Consider the following 25,405-nt stretch of genomic DNA (forward strand, 5'->3'; position numbering starts at 1 on the left):
TGCAGATCTGTTTAACTTGGTACATCGCCATGCCCGCCCTCGCTCCCGCCTCCGAAGACCCCGCTCCGCGCGCGCCGTCCGCGCATATTCCGCGCCGTGCGGCATTGACGCTGGCCGTGCTCGCCACGGCCCTCCTGGCGGCCTGCGCGGAGCAAAGACAGGCCGGCTACTATGATCCGCCGGTCGCCAGCACGGTGACCGACGCCCAGTACATGGGCACGGGCGCGGGATACCGCCAAGTGGTGCGCGCGCCCTCGCAATTGCAGATCGACCTCAAGGCGCCGACGCCCACGCAGCAACAGCAGCTGGAAGCCCAGCGCGCCCGCGCCATGCAGGAAGGGAATACCGCCGAAGACGGCCAACCCGTCCCGCCGCCGGCGGTGGCATCGGCCGATGGCGGCGGGGATGCCCCGGCGCCGGCATCGGCGCGCACGCAGGAACGCGGTCTCGTGCCGCAGCCGCAGACCTATGTCGGCACCCTGCCCTGTTTCGCGACCGGCATGCAGTGCGACGCCCAGCGCATCACGCTGACGCTCGCGCCCAATGGACGCTGGCGCGGCCGCTCCGCATACCTGGACAATTCGCCGCACCAGGAAAAGCCGGTCGCCGAGCAAGGCTGCTGGGAGGTCACCGACGAAAAGCCGCCGCGCGTGTTCCTGACCGGCGCCGACGGCAACAACCGCGCCGAGTTCATCGTCTCCGCCAACAATGTGCTGCGTCTGCGCGCCATCGCCGGCGTCACCCCGAACCTGAACTACACCCTGACGCGCCAGCCGGACCTGGATCCGATCACCGAACTGGCCAAGCAGACGCCGCCCCGTTGCCCCTGAGGCCCCGGCGCGCCCGGGCGCGTCGGCAGCGACGTCAGTCGTTGCAACGCGCATGCGGACACATGCGGCACGCCAACTCCATCGCATTGCGCACGCCCATCTTGCGAAAAATGCGGGCGCGATGCGCCTCGGCCGTACGCGAAGAAATATTCAGCTCGATGGCGATGTACTTGTTCGATTTTCCCGCGACGAGATAAGTGGCGACGTCACGTTCGCGCGGTGTCAGCGGGGCCGTCCCGACCGGCCCGCGCTCTTGCAGATAGCCCATGCTGGTCTCGCTTGTGATGGATCGGCGAGTAGTCTTGCATGGCACCCATGGCACCGTAAGCTGTCAGTTCTGACAGGGTGATGGATTTGGCACAGGGAGCAGTACAGATGCTGGCCCCCGCCCCTGCCTACAGCTCCAGATTGTCGATGAGCCGGGTCGTTCCCAGCTTGGCCGCCGCCAGGGCCACCAGCGGTTCGCCGCCGGCGATGTCCGCGTCGTCGGGCGCCTTGAGGTCGCGGCGCCGCCGCACGGCAATGTAGTCCACCTGCCAGCCGCGCGCGGCCAGGGCCGCGGTGGCCTGGGCTTCCAGCGCGACGGGATCGCGGTGGCCGGCTCCCAGTTGTTGCTGCAGCGCCTGCAGCTCGGCGTACAGGCGCGGCGCCTCGGCGCGTTCCGCGTCGCTCAGGAAGCGGTTGCGCGAAGACAGCGCCAAGCCGTCCGCTGCGCGCACGGTCTCGTGCGCCACGATCTCCACCGGAAGCTGGAACTGCCGGCACATCGCGCGCACGATCATCAATTGCTGGTAATCCTTTTTGCCAAATACCGCGACGCGCGGCTGCACGCAGGAAAACAGCTTCAGCACGACGGTGCACACGCCGGTGAAAAAGCCGGGGCGGAATTCGCCTTCCAGGATGTCGCCCAGGTCGTCCGGCGGACGCACGCGGTAGTTCTGCGGTTCGGGGTACATCTCGCGCTCGTCCGGCGCGAACAGCACGTAGACGTCGCGGTCGCGTTCGAGCTTTTCGATGTCCTGCGCCAGGGTTCTCGGGTAGCGGTCGAAGTCTTCGGACGGCCCGAACTGCAAACGGTTGACGAAGATACTGGCGACCACCGGATCGCCATGCTGGCGCGCCAGCTTCATCAGCGCCAGGTGGCCTTCATGCAGATTGCCCATCGTGGGCACGAAGGAAACCCGGTTCTGCCCACGCAAGTGATCGCGCAGTTCCTGGATGCTATGTACGACTTTCAAGGGGTGTCTCCGGGAGTGAGCGCCGCGTGGGCGCCGCGCCGACGTCAGGCCGCCGCCGCCACGCTGGTATAGGCCAGGCGCACGTAGATGGGCGCGTACGGTTCCGCCTGCGTGATCTCCAGCAGGGATTCGCGCGCCAGTTCGAGCATGGCAATGAAATGGACGACCACCACGGCGGCCGGGGCGCCTTCGTCCAGGCGCTCCATGAACATCTCGGTGAACTCCATGTAGCGCACGTCGCCGAGCCGGCGCAGGATGTGCGTCATGTGGTCGCGCACGGAAAGCTGCTCGCGCGTGATGTGGTGGTGGGCATTGAGCTTGGCCCGCTTCATGATGTCGGCCCAGGCCTGGCGCAGGTCTTCCGCGCTGACATCCGGCATCGCGCGCTCGACGCTGAGGTCGGCCACCGCCTGCGCCCGCTGGAAATCGCGGCCCATCTGGGGCAGCGCGTCCAGCTTTTGCGCGGCCAGCTTCATCTGCTCGTATTCCAGCAGGCGGCGCACCAGTTCGGCACGTGGATCCTCGACCTCTTCGCCGGTATCGCTTTTCTTGACCGGCAGCAGCATGCGCGACTTGATCTCGATCAGCATGGCGGCCATCAGCAGGTACTCGGCCGCCAGCTCCAGGTTGTGCACGCGGATCTGGTCCACATACGACAGGTATTGCCGCGTGACATCCGCCATGGGGATGTCCAGCACATTGAAGTTCTGCTTGCGTATCAGGTAAAGCAGCAGGTCCAGCGGCCCTTCGAAGGCCTCCAGGAAGATCTCCAGCGCATCGGGCGGGATATACAGGTCCGTGGGAAGCTGGAACAGCGGCTCGCCGTACAGGCGAGCGAAGGCCACGCTGTCGACCACGTCCGGCGTGCTATCCACCGGCGGCTCCACGAGCGCCGCCAGGTCCTTGCCCGATACGGAGGCGTTCTGCGGCATGGACGATGGGTGCCGGCTCACTCGGATTGGTACACGTAGGGCCTCTGCGGCACGCGGGCCGCGCGGAACTGTTCGAGCAGCTCCGGATCCTGGGGCTTGTCCCACAGCAGTCCGCGTCCTTCGCGCTGCCGCTTTTCCACGTCCGGGTGCGTCTTCTTGTAGTCCTTGAGGAAACGGGTGATTTCCGACTCGTAGTTCTGGGCCATGGAACCGATGCTGGATGAGTTGCGTTGCCACCAGTTTACTTCAGGCCGCGGGAGGCGCGGCGTTACAATGGCCCGGCAAGCCGCCGCCCCCGCCCCTCCCCCGACATGTCCACCAAGACACTGGCCTCCGCACCCCCACTCGCCGATCCCGCCGCCTTGCGCGCGGCCAAGATGATCCCCTTCATCGTGGGGTGTGCGCTGTTCATGCAGATGCTCGACGCCACCGTGGTCGCCACCGCGCTGCCGGCGATGGCGGCGTCGCTGGGCTCCACGCCGGTGCGGCTGAACGTGGCCATCACGTCCTACCTGCTGGCCGCGGCGGTGTTCGTCCCGGTCAGCGGCTGGGCCGCCGATCGCTTCGGCGCCCGGCGCGTCTTCATCGCGGCCATCGTGCTCTTCACTGCCAGCTCGGTGGCCTGCGCGCTGTCGCAGGACCTGGCGCAGCTGGTACTGTCGCGCATCGCGCAGGGCATCGCGGGGGCCATGATGGTGCCCGTGGGCCGCATTATCCTGCTGCGCACGGTGCCCAAGGAAGATCTGCTCAAGGCGATGTCCTTCCTGTCCATTCCGGCGCTGCTGGGCCCGGTCATCGGGCCGCCGCTGGGCGGCTTCCTGGTGACCTACGCGTCCTGGCACTGGATCTTCCTGATCAATGTCCCCATGGGGATACTGGGCGTGGCGCTCATCCTGCGCTACATCCGCGAGATCCGCGAAAAAGGCGTCCCGCCGCTGGACTGGCTGGGCTTCCTGCTCAGCGGCATCTGCCTGGCGACCCTGGTGAGCGGCTTCGAGGCGCTGGGACGCGACGTCATGTCCAATGCCCAACTCATGGCCCTGATCGCCGTCGGGCTGGTCTGCGGCTTCTGGTACGTGCGGCATTCGCGCAAGGTGCCGCACCCGATCATCGACCTGTCGCTGATGCGCACCCCCACCTTCGCGATCTCGACCCTGGCCGGGAACCTGTGCCGCTTTTCGGTGGGCGCGACGCCCTTCCTGCTGGCCATGCTGCTGCAGGTCGGCTTCGGCCTGTCGCCGTTTTCCGCCGGCATGATCACCTTCGCCAGCGCGGCGGGCGCCATGCTGATGAAATTCGTCGCCACCCCCATCGTGCGTCACTTCGGCTTTCGGCGGGTGCTGATGGTCAATGCCCTGCTCACCGGCGCCTTCATCGCCGTCTGCGCACTGTTCCGTCCCACGACGCCGGTCTGGCTGATCATATTGACCTTGCTGATCGGCGGCTTCTTCCGGTCCCTGCAATTCACCGGGGTCAATGCATTGACCTATGCCGATATCGGCCCCGCGCAGATGAGCCGCGCCAGCAGCTTCGCCGCGATGGCGCAGCAACTGGGCGTCAGCCTGGGCGTCGGCGTGGCCGCGGTCACCCTGAATGTCAGCATGGCGCTGCGCGGGGCGGACCGCCTGGTGGTGGGCGATATCGTCAGCGGCTTCGTGGTGGTGGGGCTGCTGTGCGCGGCATCCTTCTTTTCATTCCGCCGGCTCGACCCGGCGGCGGGCAACCAGTTGAACGGACGCAAGGTGCGCAGCGACGATGAAGAATGAATACATCCTGGCCCTGGACCAGGGCACGACCAGTTCCCGCGCTATCGTCTTCGACCGCGCCGGCAAGGCGTGCGGGATGGGTCAGCGCGAATTCCGTCAGTTCTATCCGCATCCCGGCTGGGTGGAACACGATGCCGGCGAGATCTGGCGCAGCCAGCTGGAGGTCGCGCGCGAAGCCTTGCGCAATGCCGGCGCGACGGCCGCCGATATCGCGGCGATCGGCATCACCAACCAGCGCGAAACCACGCTGATCTGGGACCGCGCCACCGGCCGGCCCCTGGCCCATGCCATTGTCTGGCAGGATCGCCGCACCGCTGAAACCTGCGACCGCCTGCGCCAGGAAGGCCGCGGGGAATTCCTCCAGGCCCGCACCGGCCTGGTACTGGACGCCTATTTCGCCGGCACCAAGCTGGCCTGGCTGCTGGACAACGTACCGGGTGCCCGGGCGGCGGCCGAACGCGGGGAAGTCGCCTTCGGCACCATCGATACCTGGCTCATCTGGCAACTGACCGGCGGCAAGGTGCACAGCACGGACCCCAGCAATGCATCGCGCACGCTGCTGTTCGACATCCACAAGCAGGACTGGAGCGACGAACTGCTGGAATGCCTGAACATCCCGCGCAGCGTGCTGCCGTCGATCGCGCCCAGCAGCGCGGTGGTGGCGCAGACCCAGCCGCAGTGGTTCGGGGGCGCCATTCGCATCGCCGGGGTCGCCGGGGACCAGCAGGCCGCCACCTTCGGGCAGGCATGCTTCAAGCCCGGCATGGCCAAGAATACCTACGGCACCGGCTGCTTCATGCTGATGAACGTGGGCGACAAGCCCGTCACGTCGCGCAACCGCCTGCTGTCCACGGTGGGCTGGGGCCTGCCTCGCCCCGTGGACGACGGCGCCGACGCCCAGGTGTTCGCCGGCGCGCAGCCCGCGTGGACGCCGACCTTCATGCTGGAAGGCGGGGTCTTCATGGCCGGGGCGGCCGTGCAATGGCTGCGGGACGGGCTCGGCATCATCCAGCGGTCCGAAGATGTGGAAGCGCTGGCGGGCAGCGTGGCCGGCACCGAAGACGTGTTCCTGGTGCCGGCCTTCGCCGGGCTGGGCGCGCCCCATTGGGATCCCTACGCGCGCGGCACGATGGTGGGACTGACGCGCGGCACCAGCCGCGCCCACGTGGCCCGCGCCACGCTGGAATCGATCGCCCTGCAGAGCGCGGAACTGCTGATCGCCATGAAGGCCGATTGCGGCATCGAGCTGTCCGAGCTGCGGGTGGACGGCGGGGCGGCGCGCAACGATCTGCTCATGCAGATGCAGGCCGATCTCCTCGGCGTGCCGGTGGTGCGCCCGCGTGTATCGGAATCCACCGCGCGCGGCGCGGCGGGCCTGGCGGGGCTGGCGGTCGGCTTCTGGGACGACATGGACGCCTTCGCCGCGCAATGGCAGGCGGAGCGGCGCTTCGAGCCGGCCTGGTCGGCCGACCGGCGCGAGGCACGGCTGCGCCGCTGGGGACAGGCCGTGGCCTTGTGCAAGGGCTGGGCCGCGGGCGCCGGCGGCTAGCCCAGCGGGGGCCCGCGGTGCAGCATTGCCGCGCCGGGTCTACCCCTACAATCGTGGCCATGAACCTGGCCCGCATCGACCTCGTCACGCTAGCGCTGTTCGCCTCCGTCGCCCGGCTGGGCAGTATTTCGGCCGGGGCGCGGCAGGCGCGCCTGGCCGTCGGGGCGGCCAGCAAACGCATCTCCGATCTTGAAGCCGCGCTCGGCACGCCCCTGCTCTTTCGCAAGGCGGCGGGGGTGGACCTGACCGATGCGGGCCGCGCCTGCCTGGCGCACGCCACCCGCATCCTGCAGGAAGTCGACCAGATGGCCGGCACGCTCTCCGACTACGCGCAGGGCGTACGCGGCCAGGTGCGCATCGCCGCCAACACCTCGTCCATCACGCAATTCCTGCCGGACGACCTGTCGCGTTTCATGACCGACCATCCGGCCGTGCGCATCGATCTGGAAGAACAGAACAGCACCGAGGTCATCGCCGCCGTGGCGGAGAACCGCGCCGACATCGGCATCTTCGGCGAACACACCCACGATGCCGGCTTGCAGACCTTTCCCTACAAGCGCGACGAACTGATGCTGGTCGTGCCCGACAGCCACCCGCTGGCGGGGCGCGCCAATGTCGCCTTCGCCGAAACGCTGGAGTACGACTACGTCAGCCTGCCGCCCAGCACATCGCTGGCCATCCTGCTCGCCGACGCCTGTACCAAGCTGGACATGCCGATGAAGCTGCGCATCCAGGTGCGCAGCTTCGACGCCATCTGCCGCATGGTGGTGGCCACCCGGGGCATCGGCGTGCTGCCGCGCATCGCCGCGGAACCGCACGCGCGGTCCATGCAACTGCGGCTGGTCCCGCTGATCGACGACTGGACGCGCCGCTGGCTGCTGCTGGCCGTGCGCGACGCGGAAACGCTGGCATTGGCGCCGCGCATGCTGCTGGCCCAATTGCGCGCGGCGCAATAAGGCTCCATCGGCGCCGGGCTTTCACGTTCGTTGAAGCCTCCCGGTGGAGGCTTTCACATTCGTGGAAACCCCGCCAGGGGGCTTTCGCGTTCGTGGAAGCCCCCCTTGGCGAATCGGGCATTCCGCGCCCGCAGCGGCTGCGGCACACTGTGCCCCGTGGTGCAGCAGCAGCCGAGGGGAGACATGACACGACAAATACTGGCGGGCATCCGCGTGCTCGAACTGGGGCAATTGATCGCCGGGCCGTTCGCCGCCAAGACGCTGGCCGACTTCGGCGCGCAGGTCATCAAGATCGAACCCCCCGGCGTCGGCGATCCGCTGCGCAAGTGGCGGCTGCTGCACGAAGGCACATCGGTCTGGTGGGAAGCGCAGTCGCGCAACAAGCAATCCGTCTGCGTCGACCTGCGCCGGCCCGAAGGCCAGGACATCGCGCGCCTGCTGGCGTCGCAAGCCGATGTGCTGATCGAGAACTTCCGGCCGGGCACCATGGAAAAGTGGGGCCTGTCCTGGGAAGCGCTGCACGCGCTGAACCCGCGCCTGATCATGCTGCGCATTTCCGGTTATGGACAGACGGGACCGAAGGCCGGCGAACCGGGCTTCGCCGCCATCGGCGAAGCCATGGCGGGCCTGCGCTACCTGAACGGCGAACCGGGCCGCGCGCCCGTGCGTGCCGGCCTGTCGCTGGGCGACACCATTGCCGGCCTGCATGGCGCCCTGGGCGTGCTGCTGGCCCTGTATGAACGCGACGCACGCGGCGGCACAGGCCAACTGATCGACGCGGCGCTGTACGAAAGCATTTTCAACCTGACCGAAAGCCTGCTGCCGGAGTACTCCGTATTCGGTGCGGTACGCGAACCCGCCGGCGCCGCGCTGCCCGGCATCGCTCCTTCCAACGCCTATCCCTGCCAGGACGGCTTCGTGCTGATCGCCGGCAACGGCGACGGCATCTACACGCGCCTGATGACGCGCATCGGCCGCCAGGACCTGGCCACCGATCCGGGCCTGGCGCGCAACGACGGCCGCGCCGCGCGCGTCGCCGAACTGGACGCCGCCATCGGTGCCTGGACGCAGGAGCGCACCATCGACCAGGTGCTGGCCGCCATGCGCGAAGCCGGCGTGCCGGCCGGGCGCATCTACAACGTGGCCGACATCGCGGGCGATCCCCACTACCGCGCGCGGGGCGCCATCACCACGGTGCAGGCCGCCAGCGGCATCGCCGTGGAAATGCCGGCCGTGTTTCCCGTGCTGTCCGCCAACCCTGGCACGGTGCACGATCGCGCGCCGACCCTGGGCGAGCATACGAACACGGTGCTGCGCGAAGCGGGACTGGACGAGGACCACTGCGCCGCGCTGCGCGCGGCCGGCATCATCGAATAGCGCCAGGCCGCACTGCGCTTGCAACGATTTCCCTACCCTTTCCAAAACAAAACAGGAGACGACATGAACCAAACCCGATACTTCTCGCCCCTGCGCCGCCTGCTGGCTGCAGCGGGTCTGGGCGCGCTGGCGCTCGCGCCCGTGGCCAGCCAGGCGGAGTACCCCGACAAACCCATTACGCTCATCGTGTCGGCCGCGCCCGGTGGCACGACAGACATCGCCGCGCGCCTGATCGCCCAGCCCCTGGCGCGCGCGCTGAACCAGACGGTCGTCGTGGAGAACAAGCCCGGCGCCTCGGGCAGCATTGCCGCGCAGGCCCTTACCCGTGCCGCCCCGGACGGCTACACGCTGCTGCTGCAGTACTCCGGCTACCAGGTCATCACGCCGCTGATCACCCCGAACCTGCCCTGGGACCCGATCAAGGACTTCTCGCCGGTCGCCAACGTGTTGTCCGCTCCGCAGGTCGTGGTGGTGCGCCCCTCGCTGCCGGTCAAGACGCTGAAAGAGCTGGTCGCCTATGCCAAGGCGCATCCGGGCGAGCTGAACTACGCCTCGTCCGGCAACGGCTCTCTGCAACAGGTGGCCACCGAACTGTTGAACCAGATGGCGGGGACCAAGATCACCCATATCCCCTACAAGGGCACCGGCCCGGCGCTGAACGACCTGCTGGGCGGCGCGGTCGACATGACCATCACCACCCCGCCGCCGCTGCTGGGACAGATCGCCGCCGGCAAGCTGCGCGCCCTGGCCGTCACCGGCAAGACCCGCCTGCCCTCGTTGCCGGATGTACCCACGGCCGCGGAAGCCGGCTATCCCGACCTGGTCGTGTCGTCCTGGTTCGCGATGTATGCGCCGGCCAATACGCCGAAGGCGGTCGTGGACAAGCTGTCCGGCGAGATCGAGAAGATCATGCGCACCGAGGAATTCCGCAAGAAGGCCGCGGAACAGGGCGCGGAAGCCGAATACATGGGCCCCGAAGCCCTGGGCAAGTACACGCGCGAGGAACTGGTGCGCTGGAAGACCGTCGTGGACAACGCCAACATCAAGGCCAACTGATCGACCCGCGCGCTTAGCGCTGCGTAAGTAATTAAAAAAGCGGGCCCCGTTCACGATAGCGTCGTGAACGGGGCCCGCCGCTTTTGCTCGTCGCGCGGGCGCGTGGCAACCGGCCAGGCCCCGTCGGCAAGCCAATGGCAGGTCGTGCACGGGCTTGACGCCGTAGCCCATATAGAACATCATAAGTTACATGAAACGCGACAGCCGCCTATCGTCCGTCCTGCATGCGCTATTGCACATGGCAGAACAGGAGGGGCCGGTCACCTCCGACACCCTGGCCCAATGCCTGGGAACCAACCCGGTCGTCGTCCGGCGCACCATGGGGTATCTGCGCGAAGCAGGCATCGTGGCCTCCGATCGCGGTCATGCCGGTGGATGGCGCATACAGGCAGACCTGGGCACCATCACGCTGCGCCAGTTGCACGAGGCCCTGGGCGAGCCCGCCATGTTCGCCATCGGCAACCGCCACGAAACTCCGGAATGCCTGGTGGAGCAATCGGTGAACGCGGCGCTGGAAGACACCTTCGCCGAGGCCGAGGCGCTGCTGTTGCAGCGGTTCTCCGAAATCACCCTTGCCGACCTGGCCGCGGACTTCGCGCGCCGGCACAAGGCGGCACGACGCAAGAGGAGTTGAGCATGCAGTACGACGTCATCGTGATCGGCGGCAGCTATGCAGGAATGGCGGCGACGCTGCAACTGGTGCGCGCGCGCAGGTCCGTGCTGGTGATCGACGCCGGCGAGCGGCGCAACCGCCAGGCCAGCCATGCGCACGGATTCCTGGGCCAGGATGGCGTCGATCCCGGCGTGATCGCGGCGACCGCGCGCCGGCAGCTGGAAAACTATCCCACGCTGTCGTGGCTGGACGCCCGCGCCGCGGACGTGTCAGGGCAATTGGACGGCTTCACCGTCACAACGGCCGATGGCCGGTCGCACCAGGGTCGCCGCATTCTGCTGGCCATGGGCGTCACCGACCAGCTTCCGCCTGTCGCCGGACTCGCGGAGCGCTGGGGCAAAGCGGTTTTTCATTGTCCGTATTGCCATGGCTACGAGCTCGGCCAAGGCCGCATCGGCATCATCGGCGCCAGCCCCATGTCCGTGCATCAGGCCGAATTGCTTACCGATTGGGGCGACGTGACCCTGTTCGTCAATGAGGCCATCGCGCTTGGAGGCGACGCCAGGTCCGCGCTGCAGCGCCGGGGCGTGACGGTCGACGAAACGCCGATCGACCGCATCGAAGGCCATGCCGACGTGGCGCTGGCCGATGGGCGGGTGCTGCGCTTTGCCGGGCTTTTCACGGCGACGCGCACCGCTCCTTCCGGCTCCCTGGCCGAGGCAATCGGCTGCGTGCTGGAGGAAACGCCGATGGGCATGCAGGTGCGCACCGATGCCGAGAGCAAGACCTCGGTGCCGGGAATATTCGCCTGCGGCGATGCCGCCCGGGCGCCGCATTCGGTGTCCCTGGCCGTGGGTAGCGGCGCCATGGCCGGCGCGCAGGTACACCGTTCCCTGGTCTGGCCGGAGTCGGTCCATCCCGTGCAGGGGGAAGCGCGGGCTTGATAAAGTCGGCTTGGATCCGGCAATGCTATAGCGCTATGGGCACTAACGCGTGGCCACGATGAACAACCGCGGGAAAGGCAGCAGCACCGATCCATCCGACACGGGCGGGTGGACCTGGGCGACCAGCTCGGTGTAGCGCGCCAGATAGGCCTGCTGTTCGTCGCTGTCCAGCGCGTCCAGGAAAGGGCGCAAGGCGCTGCCCTTGAACCATTCGACGATGGCCGGCGGGCCGCCTGGGAGCACGTGGTAATACGTGGTGCGCCAGATATCGACGCGAGCGCAGTGCGGGCGCAGCAGTTCGTAGTACCACTGGGCGGACCGCAAGCCGTCGCGGGCGCCGGAAACGGCGGCCAGCTTGTCGGCCCACGGCGCCTGCGCCGCCAGTTCGCGCATCAGGCGATGCGACGGTTCCTGCAGCGTGTCCGGCATCTGGATGGCCAGGCTGCCGCCTTCGGCCAGCTTGCCGGCCAGCGCCGGAAACAGCGTTCCGTGACCGGGCACCCACTGGAATACGGCGTTCGACAGGATGACATCGTAGGGGCCGGGCGCCGGCCAGTCGCGCAGGTCGGCGATTTCGAAGTGGACCTGCGGCAGCCGTTTGCGGGCGGCCGCGATCATGTCCGCGGAACTATCCAGGCCGCTGACCTCCGCGCCCGGAAACCGCGCCGCCAGGACTTCGGTGGAATTGCCCGGTCCGCAACCCAGGTCCACGACGCGGCGCGCCGTCTCGGCCGGCACGGCCGCCAGCAGGTCACGCACGGGCCGCGTGCGCTCGCGCTCGAACATCAGGTACTGGCGGGATGACCACTTGTCGTCTGCCACGGCGGGCTCCATGTCGATGGGGTGGCCGAAATGATACCGCCGCGTTTGCTGGCGGCGACGGGCATACATGCGACCCCCATGCAGGCGGCCGGCGTGGTGCGAGCCATCGCGCGCCGGCCGCTGCCGGTCAGGGCCGGCGCGCGAGCAACGCCCAGATGCCTGCCGAGGACAGCAACGAGCCGCCCATCAGGTGAAAACCACGCCGCGCGCGCGGCGATGCCAGCCAACGGCTGGCTGCCCCGGCGAAGACGGCATACAGCGTGGCGTTCAGCGCAGCCAGCACGACGAAGGTCACGCCGAGCAGCCAGAGCTGGCCCGTGGCGGCGGCGCCGGGCTGCACGAACTGCGGCAGGAAGGCGACGAAGAAGACGATGCCCTTGGGGTTCAGCGCCGTAACCAGCCACACATTGGCGAACAGCTTCCAGCGCGACGCGGGCGCGGCGCTGGCCTGCACGGGACCGCCAGCAGCGCCGGCGCACAGCAGCCTGATGCCCAGGTACAGCAAATATCCGCCGCCCACCCACTTCACCACGGTGAACCAGAAGGCCGACGACGCAAGCAGGGCGCCGAGTCCCAGCAGCGACACGAACAAGGCGGTGCAATCGCCCAATGCCACGGCAGCCACCAGCGGCCAGCGCGCGCGCCGGCCATGCGCCATGGAATAACTGATGACCGACAGGATGGTCGGCCCCGGAATCACCAGCAGCACAACGGAAGCGGCCACGAAGGCCAGCCACGAAGCCATGGGCATGTTTGCTCCTTGGAATGTTCAGCGCGATTCGATGGGATGTTCAGTGCGATCCAATGCAAAGTTCTGCGCCGATTCAATCGAATGTCTGTGCGATTCACCGGAATACTCACCGCGATTCAGCTTCGATGTTCGTCCACCACGGCGCGCAGGCATTCCAGCGTCGTCTCCACCGCGGCGGGCTGGAAAGCTTCCTGCCGCCAGTACATCGTCACCGCGCCGAATCCCGACAGCCGGATCGGCAGGATGCGCATGGCGTTCATCTGCGAGAACCGCAGCGCCGCACGATGCGACGCGACGCCGATCAGGTCGCTGTTGCTGATCAGGGTGAGGTTGATCGTAACCGAGTTGGATTCCACATGATCCGCCGGCAAGGCCTTGCCCGCCGCGCTCAGCGCGGTATCCAGCGCGTTGCGGATGGGCGTTCCCCTGGGCCAGACAATCCAGCGATAGGCCATCAGGTCTTCCCAGGCGATGCGAGGCAGAGCGAACACCGGGTGGCGCGGCCGCGCCACCATATGCACGGGTTCCAGGTACAGCGACTCCGACAGGATCGCCGGATCATGGTGCTCCGGCGCCGAGCGCCCCACGACGACATCGAGCTCGCCCTGGGCCAGCTGCGCCAGCAGGCGGTCCATGGTGGATTCGACGAGCTTGATGCGCGCCTGCGGCATGCGTTCCAGCAGGCGCATGACGGCCAAGGGCACGGTATCGGAGGCCGAGGCGCCCGATGCGCCGATCACCACGCGGCCGCCGCCGCCCTGCCGCAGCGCGGCCATGTCGCCGCTGGCGCGTTCGAGCTGGGCGTCGATGCGCTGCGCATGCGCGATCAGCGCATCGCCGTAGGGCGTGGGGCGCAGGCCGCGCGCGTGCCGCTCGAAGAGCGGCAAACCGATGTCATCCTCCAGGTCCTTAAGCCACTTCGACAAGCCGGGCTGAGTCGTATTGAGCATGGCGGCCGAATGGCTGATGTTGCGCGTCTGGGCCAGACTGAGCAGCATCTTCAGGTTCCGCAGGCGCAGGCGGTAGGTCCAGTCCATATTGCTCCGGGGTTGTCGCGAGGGGCGGCGGGGTGGGCGGATGCCTGCCGGGACCGGCAACATGGGGACCGGCAGATGCACCTGGCGGCGCGGGGCCGTTACCGATGGATCTCCCTGCGACCACGCCGGCGCCCCGGATGCAGGTTGGCCGGCACGCCAGCCATACATATTTCCGTATGGATAATAAGATAAATTCATTTCCTGAGGCATATCGCGGCTTCGATAATACGGGGAAATGTGAGGAGACACGCTATGGCAGAAGCCACTTCGACCAGCGCCGAACGCGCCGCCTACTACGAGCGCATTGCGCGCAAGAACATGGCGCCGCTCTGGGAATCGCTGCACAACCTGGTGCCCCGCTCGCCGCAACCGCGCTGCGTCCCCGCCATGTGGCGCTATGCCGACGTGCGCGCCGACGTCATGGAAGCCGGCTCGCTGATTTCCGCCGAGGAAGCCGTGCGCCGCGTGCTGATCCTGGAAAACCCCGGCCTGCCGGGCCAGGCCAGCATCACGCAGACCCTCTACGCCGGCCTGCAATTGATCCTGCCGGGCGAAATCGCGCCCAGCCACCGCCATACGCAATCGGCGCTACGCTTCATCGTCGAGGGCAAGGGCGCCTATACCGCCGTCAATGGCGAACGCACCACCATGCATCCGGGCGACTTCATCATCACGCCGTCCTGGACGTACCACGACCACGGCAATATCGAGGCATCGGAAGGCGGCGAGCCGGTGGTATGGCTCGACGGCCTGGACATCCCGCTGCTGCGCATGCTGGATGCGGGCTTCGCCGAAAACTACCCCGCGTCCACCCAGCCGGTCACGCGCACCGAAGGCGACAGCTTCGCGCGCTTCGGGCACAACATGGCGCCGGTGCGCCATGTGCCGGCCAACGGCAATTCGCCCATCTTCAACTATCCCTACGAACGCAGCCGCGAGGCCCTGGACCAGCTGTACCGCTACGGCGAGCTGGACGCCTGGGACGGCGTAAAGCTGCGCTACGTCAACCCGGCCACCGGGGGCTACCCCATGCCGACGATGGCGACCTTCATGCAGTTCCTGCCGGCGGGCTTCCAGGGCAAGACCTACCGCAGCACCGACTCCACGGTGTATTCGGTGGTGGAAGGACGCGGCACCGCGCGCGTCGGCGACCAGGAGTTCCACTTCGGGCCGCGCGACGTCTTCGTGGCGCCTTCGTGGCAGCCGGTGCAATTGGCGGCGATGGAAGACGCCACCCTGTTCAGCTATTCCGATCGGCCGGTCCAGGCGGCGCTGGGGTTGTTGCGCGAAGAACGCGCGGACTGAGCGACGCCGGCGCGCGGGCCGTCCCTGCCGCGCGTGCCTGGCGGGCATTTCCGCCGCCCGTTCTCATTGCCCGTTTTCATTTCCCGTTTTCGCTGCACGTTGTGCTGGCCGTTCTTGCCTGTTCCAGTCGTCCATCCGTGCCGCCGCCGTGCACGGATGCCCGGGCGCCGGTACGCGCGCTGAAATTTCTCTGCCTTGCCATTTAGGGTTTTCTGCTCATGTCTTACGTCTTCACCCCGCCGGCCACCGTCGCCGTGCCCGTCGTCGGCTCCGCCGACCGCTTTCCCGTCCGCCGCGTCTACTGCGTGGGCCGCAACTACGCCGCGCACGCCCGCGAAATGGGCTTCGATCCGGATCGCGAGCCGCCGTTCTTCTTCTGCAAGCCGGCCGATGCCGTCATGCCGGTTGCGCAGGGTGAAACGCTGGACCTGCCCTACCCCTCCGAAACCTCGAACTACCACTACGAAATCGAACTGGTGGCCGCGATCGGCAAGGCGGGCGCCAACATCACCGTCGAGCGCGCGCTGGAACACGTGTGGGGCTATGCCGTGGGCCTGGACATGACGCGCCGCGACCTGCAAATGAAAATGCGCGAGGCCGGCCGCCCCTGGGAACTGGGCAAGGCCTTCGACGACAGCGCGCCCATCGGGCCGCTGCATCGCGCCGACGCCACCGGCCACTTCGAGAAGGCCGGCATCTGGCTGAAGGTCAACGGGCAGGACAAGCAGCGCAGCGACACCTCCAAGCTGATCTGGTCGGTGGCCGAGACCGTCAGCTACCTGTCGCGCTACTTCCGCCTGGAACCGGGCGATCTGATCTACACCGGCACGCCCGAAGGCGTGGGACCGGTGGTGAAGGGCGACCTCATGGAAGGCGGGGTCGATGGACTGGGAACCTTGCAAGCGCGGGTGATATAAGCCATGAAAGACACCGACGTGATCATCGTGGGCGCGGGCGTGGGCGGCCTGGTGCTGGCCCTGAGCCTGCATCAGGCCGGCATCGCCTGCCGCATCTATGAATCCGTGCCGGAGATCAAGCCGCTGGGCGTGGGCATCAACCTGCTGCCGCACGCCGCGCGCGAGCTCGATGAACTGGGCCTGCTGCCGATGCTCGATAAGGTCGGCGTCCATACCAAGGAGTCGATCTTCTTCACGCGGCACGGCCAGTTCATCTACAGCGAACCGGCCGGCAAGGCCGCCGGCTATGCCTGGCCGCAATACTCCATCCATCGCGGCGACCTGCAGATGACGCTGCTGGCCGCCGTGCGCGAGCGCCTGGGCGCCGACGCAGTACTGGTCGACCATCGCGCCGTCCGCGTCGAGCAGGACGCCGACGGCGTCACGGTGCACATGACCGATGCCGCCGGCAAGGCCCGGCCGCCGGTGCGCGGCGCCATCGTCGTGGGCTGCGACGGCATCCATTCCGCGCTGCGCAAGCAGCTGTATCCGAACGAAGGCGCGCCGCGCTATTCGGGCGTCAACATGTGGCGGGGCGTCACGCGCTGCAAGCCTTTCCTGAGCGGCGGCAGCATGGTGCGCGCGGGCTGGCTGTCGATCGGCAAGATGGTGATCTACCCCATCCGCGACAACGTCGATGCGGAAGGCAACCAACTGGTAAACTGGGTCGCGGAGATCGAGTCCGCCGAACCGGCGGTACGCGACTGGACCCGCCAGGGGCGCTTGGAAGATTTCTTCCCCGCCTTCGCCGACTGGCATTTCGACTGGCTGGACGTGGCGGCGCTGATCCAGAACGCCGACTCGGTGCTGGAGTACCCCATGGTCGACCAGGATCCCCTGCCGACCTGGACCCAGGGCCGCATGACGCTGCTGGGCGACGCCGCCCACCCCATGGTGCCGCGCGGTTCGAACGGCGCCGGCCAGGCCATCATCGACGCCCGCTACCTGGCCGGGCAGCTCAAGCGGCAAGGCCTGACGCCAAGCGCGCTGCAGGACTACGACAAGGTGCGCGTGGCCGCGACCACGCGCGTCGTGCTGACCAATCGCAGCAACCCGCCCGACGCCATCCTGCGCGAAGCCTACGAGCGTTCGGGCGACCAGCGCTTCGAACGCATCGAGGACGTCATCAGCCGCGAAGAACTGCAGGCCATCTCCGATCGCTACAAACAGGTGGCCGGCTTCGATCCCGAAACACTGAAATCGCGCCCCTCATTCCTTTGATCGCAGTCCCACCCAGGGCGCGCGGAAAGAACGCGCCCGCAAGGAGAACAATATGAAGACCCTGTACCGCACCCTGGCGGCGCTGGCCCTGTCCCTGACGGCCGCCGCCAGCCAGGCAGCCTGGCCCGAACGGCCCATTACGCTGATCGTGCCCTTCACGCCCGCCACGGGCATCGACCTGGTGGCGCGCCAACTGGCCGCCACGCTGCCCAAGACCCTGGGCCAGTCCGTCATCGTGGAGAACCTCGCGGGCGCCAGCGGCAACATCGGCACGGAGAAAGCCGCGCGTGCCGCGCCCGACGGCTATACCTTCCTGGTGACGGTGAACACCTTCGTCATGAACCAGCCGCTGTACCGCGACAAGCTGCACTACGACCCCATCAAGGACTTCGTGCCGGTCAGCCTGACCTCCTGGGGCACGCTGCTGCTGGTGACGCACCCGTCCAATTCCGTGAACACGGTGCAGCAGCTTGAAGACGCCGCCCGCAAGGCCCCGGACAAGCTCACCTACGGCACCCCCGGCGTGGGCACGCCGCACCATCTGGCCATGGCGCTGCTGCTGGACCGCAGCAAGGCCACCATGCTGCATGTGCCGTACAAGGGCACGGCCGGCGCGGTGACCGACATGCTGGCCGGCCGGCTCGACTACATGTTCCTGCCCGTGCACGTGGCCCTGCCGCAGATCAAGGCCGGCAAGCTCAAGGTCATCGCCACCGGCAGCCCCAAGCGCCTGGCGCAACTGCCCGACGTGCCGACGCTGACGGAGTCCGGCCTGGAAGGCGCCGACGTCGACATGTGGTACGGCGTGCTGGCCCCCAAGGGCACCCCCGCCGCCATCGTCGACAGCATGAACCGCCAGATCGCCGAGGCCCTGAAATCGCCCGCCACCGCCACGGCCTTCGAAGCCCAGGGCATGGTGCCTGCGACCTCCACCCCGGCGGAGTTCGGCGAATTGATCGCCAAGGACGCCAAGCGCTGGAGCGACATCGTCACGCGCGCGGGCATCAAGGCGGAATAAGGCAACCGCGCCATTCATCATCGAGCGGAACAGGATTCATGCAACTCTATAGCTTCTTCAACAGCTCCACGTCCTATCGGGTACGGATCGCCCTGGCCCTGAAGGGCCTGGACTTCGAATACCGGCCCATCAACATCCGCACGCTGGAACATCGGACGCCGGACTACATGGCCATGAATCCCTCCGGCAATGTGCCGCTGCTGCGCGACGGCGACCTTGCGCTGGGGCAGTCGATGGCGATCATCGATCACCTCGACGCCACGCACCCCGAACCGCGCCTGATCCCGCTCGATCCGACCGCGCGGGCGCGCGTGCTGGAGCTCTCCAATGCCATCGCCTGCGATATCCATCCGGTCAACAACCTGCGCATCCTGCGCTATCTACAGGATGTGCTGGGCGTATCGGCCGAACAGAAAAATGCCTGGTACCAGCATTGGGTCACGGAGGGCATGACGGCCGTAGAGGCCCTGCTGCAACGCCATGGCCACGGATCGTATTGCTTTGGCGAAGCGCCGACGCTGGCGGACTGCTGCCTGGTTCCCCAAGTCGCCAACGCGGAGCGCATGGGCTGCGACATGACGCCGTATCCGCGCGCCATGGCGGTGTATGAGCATTGCGCCGTACAGCCGGCCTTCCAGCGGGCCGCGCCGTCGGCGCAGCCGGACTTCATCAAGTAAGCGCACTTCGGGTTCATGGCCGCGGGGCCGGGTGACGGATACGCGCCCGGCCCCGCGCACTTTTGCGGCCGCTCGCCGCACTTAGGATTATTGGATGATTCCATCCGATATTTGCATTGGAGCCTGAAAGCCCGCGTCTATAGACTTGCCAGGTATACCCTCATGGCAGGTGATGACGCACCATGGCGAAGACGCTATATGACAAGCTCATAGACAGTCACGCGATACGACCGCTCGATGAAGACGGCCGGCAAGTATTGCTTTATGTGGATCGCACTGTCCTCAACGAGTACACCTCTCCCCAGGCGTTCACGGGACTCAGGCAGGCGCATCGCCCGGTGTGGCGGCCCGAGGCGGCCCTGGGCACCGTCGATCACGTCAATCCCACGGCCGCACGTAGAACGGCCGCCATGCCCGATCCCGGCGCTGCGCGCCAGGCGGCCTACTTCGCGGAAAACTGCCGGGATTTCGGCATCGAACTGTTCGACGTACTGCATCCGCTGCAAGGCATCGAGCACGTCGTCATGCCGGAGATCGGCCTTGTGTTGCCCGGCATGGTCATCGCCGCCGGCGACAGCCATACGACCACATATGGCGCCTTCGGCGCCCTGGGCTTCGGCATCGGCACCTCGGACATCGAGCATTACCTTGCCACCCAGACCCTGGTCTACAAGCGGCTGAAAACCATGCGCGTAACCGTGGACGGCGCGCTGGGTCCGGGCGTCCGGTCCAAGGACATCATCATGGCGCTGATCGAAAAGATCGGCGCCTCGGGCGCCACCGGCTACGCGATCGAGTTCCAGGGATCGGCCATCCGGGCGCTGAGCGTGGAGGCCCGCATGACTGTCTGCAATATGGCTGTCGAATGCGGCGCGCGCGGAGCGCTCGTGGCGCCCGACGACAAAGTGCTGTCTTATCTGCAAGGACGGCCGCGCGCGCCGACAGGACAACTATGGGACGCCGCGGTGGCGGCCTGGGAAACCCTGCGCAGCGACGACGATGCCGTCTTCGATGCGGAAGTCGCGCTATCGGCCATGGATATCGCGCCCATGGTGACCTGGGGCACGAGTCCGGACCAGGCGGTACGCGTGGGCGGTCGGATCCCGGATCCCTCCAGCGAGCCTGATGCCGCCCGCCGGCGCGATATGGAAAGAGCCTTGCAGTACATGGGACTGCGCGCCGGCCAAGCCGTCGATTCGATTCCCATCCAAAGGGCATTCATCGGCTCCTGTACCAACGCGAGGATTGAAGACCTGCGCGATGCCGCGCGGGTGCTGAAGGACCGCAAGGTCGCGCCGGGCGTTTCCGCCATGGTGGTGCCGGGCTCCAGCGCGGTACGCCGGCAGGCCGAAGAAGAAGGCCTGGACCGGGTCTTCATCGCGGCCGGCTTCGAGTGGCGGCAATCCGGCTGCTCCATGTGCCTGGCCATGAACGACGACATCCTGGCCAGCGGAGAACGATGCGCCTCCAGCACGAACCGCAACTTCGAGGGCCGGCAAGGGACGGGAGGACGTACGCACCTGATGAGCCCCGCCATGGTCGCGGTCGCCGCAGTGGCTGGCCATCTGGCGGACCCGCGCGACTACCTGGGAGACCACTGACATGACACCGTTCTCGTCCGTCACAGGCGTCGCCGCCGCCCTTCCCGCCGCCAATATCGATACCGATGTCATCATGCCCAAGCAGTTCCTGAAGGGCATCGACCGCAGCGGCTTGGACGTGGGCCTGTTCCATGACCTTCGATTCGATGATGCAGGCAAGGAGCGGCCGGACTTCATCCTGAATCGACAGGGTTGGGGCAACGCCAGCTTCCTGGTGGTCGGCGATAATTTCGGCTGCGGCTCAAGCCGCGAGCATGCCGTATGGGGCTTGCTGCAGTATGGAGTCCGGGCGTTGATCGGAACGTCATTCGCCGGGATATTCTTCGATAACTGCGCGCGGAATGGGCTGCTTGCGATAACGCTGCCGCAGGGCGATGTTGCCCGCATCATGCAGCTTGCCCAACGCGCTGGGGAGAATATCCTTACGGTGGATCTGGCCAACCAGCGCATCACGGAGCCGGGTCTTGATGTCGACTTCGACATCGACCCTGTGCGAAAGAAGGCGCTGATGCAGGGGCTGGATGCCATCGACCAGACCCTGGAATTGCGCGACGAGATTCATGCATTCCAGAACAACCATTTCGAGGCGAATCCATGGTTACGCTAGGCCCTGATCGCGATGAACGTTTCTCCGCTGTAGGAGAGTCCCGTTTCCTTGGCGGCTTCTCGCTGCTGGACTTCGCCACCTCGTCGGATGTGAAGATCCGCTTCGCCATCGCCGGCTCCGGGCCTGCCCTTCTGCTGATCCACGGCCATCCGCAAACCCACGTCACCTGGCGCAAAATCGCCCCCGAACTGGCCAAGCGCTTCACCGTCGTCGCGCCCGACTTGCGCGGCTATGGCGACAGCGGCAAGCCTGAAGGCGGCGAGCAGCATGTGAATTACTCCAAGCGCGCCATGGCGGGCGACCTGGTCGAATTGATGAAGGCCTTGGGCCATGACCGATACGCGGTGGTAGGACACGACCGAGGCGGCCGCGTCGCGCATCGCATGGCCTTGGACTATCCGGATGCCGTCTCCCGCGTCGCGCTATTCGATATCGCGCCTACGGCGACCATGTATGCGAAAACCAACAAGGAGTTCGCCACCCGGTACTTCTGGTGGTTCTTCCTGATCCAGCCTTTCCCCTTGCCTGAACGTCTTATCGACGCCGATCCGGAATTCTTCCTGCGCAAGCATATAGACGGGCAGAACAAACTGCCCAACGCCACGGAGCAGGCGGCTTTCGAGGAATATCTGCGCTGCTATCGCGATCCGAAAACGCGCCATGCCATCTGCGAGGATTATCGAGCGGCGGCGACGATAGATCTGGAGCACGACGAGAGCGACAAGGATAAGCGGATCGCCGCGCCTGTTCTTGCTTTGTGGGGCGGGCGGGGGACCGTGGGCGCGCTGTATGACGTGCTGGAAACGTGGCGCGAGAAAGCACATGACGTTCGTGGCCGCGCGCTGGATTGCGGACATACGCTGCAGGAAGAGAATCCGGCCGCTGTCCTGGAGGAACTGGATCAGTTTCTCGTAGCTTGAGCCTGGGGCTGGTGCTGGGCTTGGTATTGGGCCCGGGGCTGGTTCTGGTTCTTGTGCCGGTGCTTGTCGTGGCGCTGGCCCCTGGCGCTGGTGCTGGTGCCGGTCCTGGCGCCGGTCCTGGTGCCCGTCCTGGCTCTGATCCTGGTGCCGGTCCTGGTCCTGATCCTTGCGCTGGTCCTGATGCTGGTCCTGATGCTGGTCGTGGTGCCGATCCCGGCTCTAGTTCTGCCGCGTTCCATCCATTACTCGTTGCCAGAAACGCTCGGCCGCGCCAACCTGCCGGGTGCGGGGCCGGAAAAGATGGATCTCTATCCGCACTTCATCCGCCGGCCCACCCAGCTTCACAAGCCGCCCCGACTGCAGGTCATCCGCGACCAGGCTCAGCGGAGACCAAGCAACACCCCGCGCGTCCCGCGCCATCATCACCAGCACCGTCGCCAAATGGGACGAGAACGCGGGTTCCGGGAGCGGCGGTCGATTGCAAGCTTCCCAAGCGGCCCGCAATATCCGCCCCATTCCGGAAGACTCCGAATAAGCCAGGAAGGGTCCTGCCTGAAGCGCCCTGTCGCTTGCCAGCGCCGGCGCGCACACCGGGACCAGCACGTCCTCGCCCAGCAAAACGGATTTGAACCGGTCAGGTGAAAGCCGGCTGGAAGCGGCCGGGTGATGATGGCAAAGCAGGAACTGCGCCAGTCCATCGACCATCAACCGTTCACAACCTTGCATGCTGTCCGCCGTCAACTGGATCGTCGACATCAGCGGCGCTTCCTGCTCCAAGGTACGCAGCCACGGGGGAAAGAACGTCAGCGACAGCGCATGGGTCGAGGCAAACAGCAGCGTCTCCGTCGAGACCTGCGCGGCGCTCATCGCATCCCGGCGTCCCGTTTCCAATTGCCGCAGAATCTCTTCCGCGAAGGGTTTCAGGCGCTCACCTGCGGGCGTGAGCTGTATGGTCCGCGCTGCACGGTCGAATAAAGGTGTCCCTACCCAGTCCTCCAGGCAGCGGATTCTTCTGCTGAACGCGGGTTGGCTGATGGCGCGCTGGTCCGCGGCGCGGGAGAAACCTCCCTCGCGAATCACTGCGATGAAGTCCTCTAGCCAGGTGGTGTCCATCTTGAGGGTCAGCCTAGTCTTTGGGATGGAGGGTGGATGTCACGCGGCGTGTGAATGTGCGGGGCGTTGCCGGATTCGCATGTTGCGTTGGCATCGTGCCGCGCTGCCGAGTTTATCAGCGGCTGAGGGGGCAGCGAAGGCGCCGCTGGGATGCGCTCTGTGATAGCAGCCTGCTCTATTGGACGCTGGATCGTTCACTTCCGGAGATAGGACTTCTTTCCGCTGTCGGAGTAGCAGAAGGTACCGCCTCGTGCGCCGGTGCAGTATTGACCGGCACGGCAACTGCACGAACCGTTCGCACCAGGCGCAAGGGATTTGGGCGTAGCTGGCGATGCAGCGGCATCCGGAGCGGAACAAACACGTTTCGATGCGCTGATCGACCCGTCCCGGCAAAGAAACTGTTCGCCCACGCAATGGTCCACGCCGCCCTTGCTTCCCGAGCAGGGATAATTCGCCGAATGCGCGATAGCCGTGAAGCACAGGGCCGCCAATAACAATGCGATACGCATCGTGGTCCCCATTGGATGTGGACACCCAGTTAAGCCAGGCCTTGAATCAACGCCTGGAATACCCCTGCGATTGGCGGTCCGGGAGTGCGCTGCGATGCCCTTTTGCGTGGACCCGCCAGTGTGTCGGCAAACTCGCCGCATTCTTCCGCAGTGAGGTCCGGCACGCCTGCGGCTGGAGTGCCGTTAAGTGAAAAAGCCGCGCCATGCGCCTTGGCGGCATGGTGCGGCTTTTGCCATTCACGCGGCCCAGCGGCCGCGCACGGCTCAATTCAGGCTCGCACCCGACACTTTGACGATTTCCTTGTACTTTTCCTTCTCGGCGCGCACGAAATCGGCAAACTGGGCCGACGTCATGGGCTTGGCATCCGAACCCATCGTCAACAGGCGCTGACGCACATCCGGCTGCATCAGGGCATCGCTATAGGCCTTGTTCAGCTTGGCGACGATCGCCTGCGGCGTACCACCCGTCGTGAACACCCCGAACCACGTGCCCAGGTCGAAATCCTTCACGCCGGACTGTTCGACGGTCGGCACATCGGGCAGCAGCGAAGATCGCTCCTTGGTCGTCACGGCCAGCGCCTTGACCTTGCCGTCCTTGATCAGCGGTGCGGATGCGGCCAGGTTATCGAACATGAAATCCGACTGTCCGGACAGCAGTGCCAGTTGCGCGGGGGACGCGCCCTGGTAGGGAATGTGCTCGACCTTGATATCGGCACGCGCCTTCAGCAGTTCGCCGGCCAGGTGGCCCGCACTGCCATTGCCGCCCGAGCCATAGTTCAACTTGCCGGGATTGGCCTTGGCATAGGCGATCAGGTCGGCCAGGGTGTTGATGTGGTTCTTCTTGGCGAAGTCGACATTGACGACCAGCACGTTCGGCACGGAAGCGACCAGGGTCACCGGCGCGAAATCCTTGATCGGGTCATACGGCAGGTTGGCGAACAGCCAGGGGTTGATGGCATGCGTGGCTACTGCGCCCATTACCAGGGTATAGCCATCCGGTTGCGCCTTGGCGGCCAGGTCCGCCCCAATGTTGCCCCCCGCGCCGGCGCGGTTTTCCACGATGACGGGTTGGCCCAGGCTGCCGCGGACTTTCTCGGCCAGCATGCGGGCCATGGTGTCGAGCGGACCGCCGGGCGGATACGGGACGATGAAGCGTAGAGGTTTGGACGGGTAGTCGTCGGCGTGGCCGACTCCCGGAAGGACAGCGGCCAGGACCACGGCGGCCCCAGCCAGAGTGCGAAGAATGCGCGCAAACGTAGTGGCGGCCATAATCCGTGATCTCCTCTGATACGTTTTGTAAGGTGGGCGTAGCATACCGCAGCTTTGCGCTGCACTGATAGCGTCGCATTGCGTGACGCCATACCGGTCGTGCGTACACAGCGCGATGACGCGGTATGCTGATATCGAGCATGCCAAGCGTCGCATCAGTAAGTCAGCGGCGTCTCGGTATTGAGTGAAACGAGGAATAATTCTATTAGTCGAAAGTTCGCCAGACAGGTTGATGCAATGGACTTCACCATAAGCCTGCGATGGCCCGCTTACGGTCTGAGGCGGCCATTGGCAGAACTGGATTGATGGCTCCTTCATCCTCAGCTGCACGAACCCAA

25 protein-coding genes are annotated in these 25,405 nt (G+C 66.4%); 16 read left to right on the forward strand and 9 right to left on the reverse strand.

Annotated features, from left to right (window positions below):
* Nucleotides 1–29: 29 nt before the first annotated feature.
* Entirely contained in the window at nucleotides 30–830 is an 801-nt protein-coding gene (locus tag BAU07_RS23060; RefSeq protein WP_084025939.1) for a copper resistance protein NlpE N-terminal domain-containing protein, read from the forward strand.
* A 34-nt stretch (nucleotides 831–864) separates the two neighbouring features.
* Here BAU07_RS23060 and BAU07_RS23065 read toward each other — a convergent pair whose 3' ends face one another.
* From BAU07_RS23065 to BAU07_RS23080, 4 genes are all read right to left on the reverse strand, one after another.
* The gene (locus BAU07_RS23065) at nucleotides 865–1,098 is read right to left on the reverse strand and encodes a response regulator transcription factor (RefSeq protein ID WP_084025940.1); all 234 of its coding nucleotides are present in this window, start codon (nucleotides 1,096–1,098) and stop codon (nucleotides 865–867) included.
* A gap of 127 nt (nucleotides 1,099–1,225) precedes the next feature.
* On the reverse strand, nucleotides 1,226–2,068 hold the full coding sequence (gene panC / locus BAU07_RS23070; RefSeq protein ID WP_066662953.1) for a pantoate--beta-alanine ligase: 843 nt from the start codon (nucleotides 2,066–2,068) through the stop codon (nucleotides 1,226–1,228).
* A 44-nt stretch (nucleotides 2,069–2,112) separates the two neighbouring features.
* Nucleotides 2,113–3,000, reverse strand: a complete 888-nt coding sequence (locus tag BAU07_RS23075) for a segregation and condensation protein A (RefSeq protein WP_066662965.1) — start codon at nucleotides 2,998–3,000, stop codon at nucleotides 2,113–2,115.
* A 17-nt stretch (nucleotides 3,001–3,017) separates the two neighbouring features.
* Complete coding sequence (locus BAU07_RS23080; protein ID WP_066662968.1) at nucleotides 3,018–3,206, reverse strand: DUF3460 family protein; 189 nt, start codon at nucleotides 3,204–3,206, stop codon at nucleotides 3,018–3,020.
* A gap of 171 nt (nucleotides 3,207–3,377) precedes the next feature.
* Here BAU07_RS23080 and BAU07_RS23085 point away from each other — a divergent pair, with 171 nt between their 5' ends.
* The 7 genes from BAU07_RS23085 to BAU07_RS23115 all read left to right on the forward strand — a co-directional run bounded on the left by BAU07_RS23085 (nucleotide 3,378) and on the right by BAU07_RS23115 (nucleotide 11,261).
* A complete protein-coding gene (locus BAU07_RS23085) occupies nucleotides 3,378–4,766 on the forward strand; it encodes a DHA2 family efflux MFS transporter permease subunit (RefSeq protein WP_198168946.1) in 1,389 nt (462 codons plus the stop codon).
* Nucleotides 4,756–6,315: a glycerol kinase GlpK gene (gene glpK, locus BAU07_RS23090; protein WP_066662972.1), complete on the forward strand. Its 1,560-nt coding sequence runs from the start codon at nucleotides 4,756–4,758 to the stop codon at nucleotides 6,313–6,315. The genes BAU07_RS23085 and glpK overlap by 11 nt, the downstream gene beginning before the upstream one ends.
* Nucleotides 6,316–6,374: 59 nt before the next feature.
* Nucleotides 6,375–7,271, forward strand: coding sequence for a LysR family transcriptional regulator (locus BAU07_RS23095; protein WP_066662974.1), 897 nt, complete (start codon nucleotides 6,375–6,377; stop codon nucleotides 7,269–7,271).
* A gap of 183 nt (nucleotides 7,272–7,454) precedes the next feature.
* Nucleotides 7,455–8,648 carry a CaiB/BaiF CoA transferase family protein gene (locus BAU07_RS23100; RefSeq protein WP_066662976.1) on the forward strand — a complete coding sequence of 398 codons (1,194 nt, stop codon included), beginning with the start codon at nucleotides 7,455–7,457 and terminating at the stop codon, nucleotides 8,646–8,648.
* A gap of 63 nt (nucleotides 8,649–8,711) precedes the next feature.
* Nucleotides 8,712–9,704: a Bug family tripartite tricarboxylate transporter substrate binding protein gene (locus BAU07_RS23105; protein WP_066662979.1), complete on the forward strand. Its 993-nt coding sequence runs from the start codon at nucleotides 8,712–8,714 to the stop codon at nucleotides 9,702–9,704.
* A gap of 190 nt (nucleotides 9,705–9,894) precedes the next feature.
* A complete protein-coding gene (locus tag BAU07_RS23110) occupies nucleotides 9,895–10,338 on the forward strand; it encodes an Rrf2 family transcriptional regulator (RefSeq protein WP_066662981.1) in 444 nt (147 codons plus the stop codon).
* 2 nt (nucleotides 10,339–10,340) lie between these two features.
* Nucleotides 10,341–11,261, forward strand: a complete 921-nt coding sequence (locus BAU07_RS23115; RefSeq protein WP_066662983.1) for an NAD(P)/FAD-dependent oxidoreductase — start codon at nucleotides 10,341–10,343, stop codon at nucleotides 11,259–11,261.
* Between the two features lie 42 nt (nucleotides 11,262–11,303).
* Here the strand turns inward: BAU07_RS23115 and tam are convergent, their stop codons facing one another.
* From tam to BAU07_RS23130, 3 genes are all read right to left on the reverse strand, one after another.
* On the reverse strand, nucleotides 11,304–12,047 hold the full coding sequence (gene tam, locus BAU07_RS23120) for a trans-aconitate 2-methyltransferase (RefSeq protein ID WP_232338372.1): 744 nt from the start codon (nucleotides 12,045–12,047) through the stop codon (nucleotides 11,304–11,306).
* Between the two features lie 163 nt (nucleotides 12,048–12,210).
* Entirely contained in the window at nucleotides 12,211–12,834 is a 624-nt protein-coding gene (locus BAU07_RS23125) for a LysE family translocator (protein ID WP_066662986.1), read from the reverse strand.
* Nucleotides 12,835–12,950: 116 nt separating this feature from the next.
* Nucleotides 12,951–13,871, reverse strand: a complete 921-nt coding sequence (locus BAU07_RS23130; protein ID WP_066662989.1) for a LysR family transcriptional regulator — start codon at nucleotides 13,869–13,871, stop codon at nucleotides 12,951–12,953.
* A 252-nt stretch (nucleotides 13,872–14,123) separates the two neighbouring features.
* Here BAU07_RS23130 and gtdA point away from each other — a divergent pair, with 252 nt between their 5' ends.
* The 8 genes from gtdA to BAU07_RS23170 all read left to right on the forward strand — a co-directional run bounded on the left by gtdA (nucleotide 14,124) and on the right by BAU07_RS23170 (nucleotide 22,176).
* Entirely contained in the window at nucleotides 14,124–15,176 is a 1,053-nt protein-coding gene (gene gtdA, locus BAU07_RS23135) for a gentisate 1,2-dioxygenase (RefSeq protein ID WP_066662992.1), read from the forward strand.
* Nucleotides 15,177–15,394: 218 nt separating this feature from the next.
* Complete coding sequence (locus BAU07_RS23140) at nucleotides 15,395–16,093, forward strand: fumarylacetoacetate hydrolase family protein (protein ID WP_066662994.1); 699 nt, start codon at nucleotides 15,395–15,397, stop codon at nucleotides 16,091–16,093.
* 3 nt (nucleotides 16,094–16,096) lie between these two features.
* On the forward strand, nucleotides 16,097–17,353 hold the full coding sequence (locus tag BAU07_RS23145; protein ID WP_066662996.1) for a flavin-dependent oxidoreductase: 1,257 nt from the start codon (nucleotides 16,097–16,099) through the stop codon (nucleotides 17,351–17,353).
* Between the two features lie 52 nt (nucleotides 17,354–17,405).
* On the forward strand, nucleotides 17,406–18,371 hold the full coding sequence (locus BAU07_RS23150) for a tripartite tricarboxylate transporter substrate binding protein (RefSeq protein ID WP_066662998.1): 966 nt from the start codon (nucleotides 17,406–17,408) through the stop codon (nucleotides 18,369–18,371).
* 38 nt (nucleotides 18,372–18,409) lie between these two features.
* The gene (gene maiA, locus BAU07_RS23155; protein WP_066663000.1) at nucleotides 18,410–19,048 is read left to right on the forward strand and encodes a maleylacetoacetate isomerase; all 639 of its coding nucleotides are present in this window, start codon (nucleotides 18,410–18,412) and stop codon (nucleotides 19,046–19,048) included.
* Nucleotides 19,049–19,230: 182 nt separating this feature from the next.
* Complete coding sequence (leuC, locus tag BAU07_RS23160; protein ID WP_066663002.1) at nucleotides 19,231–20,649, forward strand: 3-isopropylmalate dehydratase large subunit; 1,419 nt, start codon at nucleotides 19,231–19,233, stop codon at nucleotides 20,647–20,649.
* Between the two features lies 1 nt (nucleotide 20,650).
* Nucleotides 20,651–21,256 carry a 3-isopropylmalate dehydratase small subunit gene (gene leuD / locus BAU07_RS23165; protein ID WP_066663005.1) on the forward strand — a complete coding sequence of 202 codons (606 nt, stop codon included), beginning with the start codon at nucleotides 20,651–20,653 and terminating at the stop codon, nucleotides 21,254–21,256.
* A complete protein-coding gene (locus tag BAU07_RS23170; protein ID WP_066663007.1) occupies nucleotides 21,244–22,176 on the forward strand; it encodes an alpha/beta fold hydrolase in 933 nt (310 codons plus the stop codon). The genes leuD and BAU07_RS23170 overlap by 13 nt, the downstream gene beginning before the upstream one ends.
* Nucleotides 22,177–22,395: 219 nt before the next feature.
* Here BAU07_RS23170 and BAU07_RS23180 read toward each other — a convergent pair whose 3' ends face one another.
* Both BAU07_RS23180 and BAU07_RS23185 read right to left on the reverse strand, forming a co-directional pair.
* Nucleotides 22,396–23,289, reverse strand: a complete 894-nt coding sequence (locus tag BAU07_RS23180; protein ID WP_066663024.1) for a LysR family transcriptional regulator — start codon at nucleotides 23,287–23,289, stop codon at nucleotides 22,396–22,398.
* Nucleotides 23,290–24,062: 773 nt separating this feature from the next.
* Nucleotides 24,063–25,067 (reverse strand): Bug family tripartite tricarboxylate transporter substrate binding protein, encoded by a 1,005-nt coding sequence (locus BAU07_RS23185; RefSeq protein ID WP_084025942.1) that lies wholly within the window; start codon nucleotides 25,065–25,067, stop codon nucleotides 24,063–24,065.
* Nucleotides 25,068–25,405 lie beyond the last annotated feature (338 nt).

It is taken from the genome of Bordetella flabilis (assembly GCF_001676725.1).
Taxonomy (GTDB): domain Bacteria; phylum Pseudomonadota; class Gammaproteobacteria; order Burkholderiales; family Burkholderiaceae_B; genus Bordetella_C; species Bordetella_C flabilis.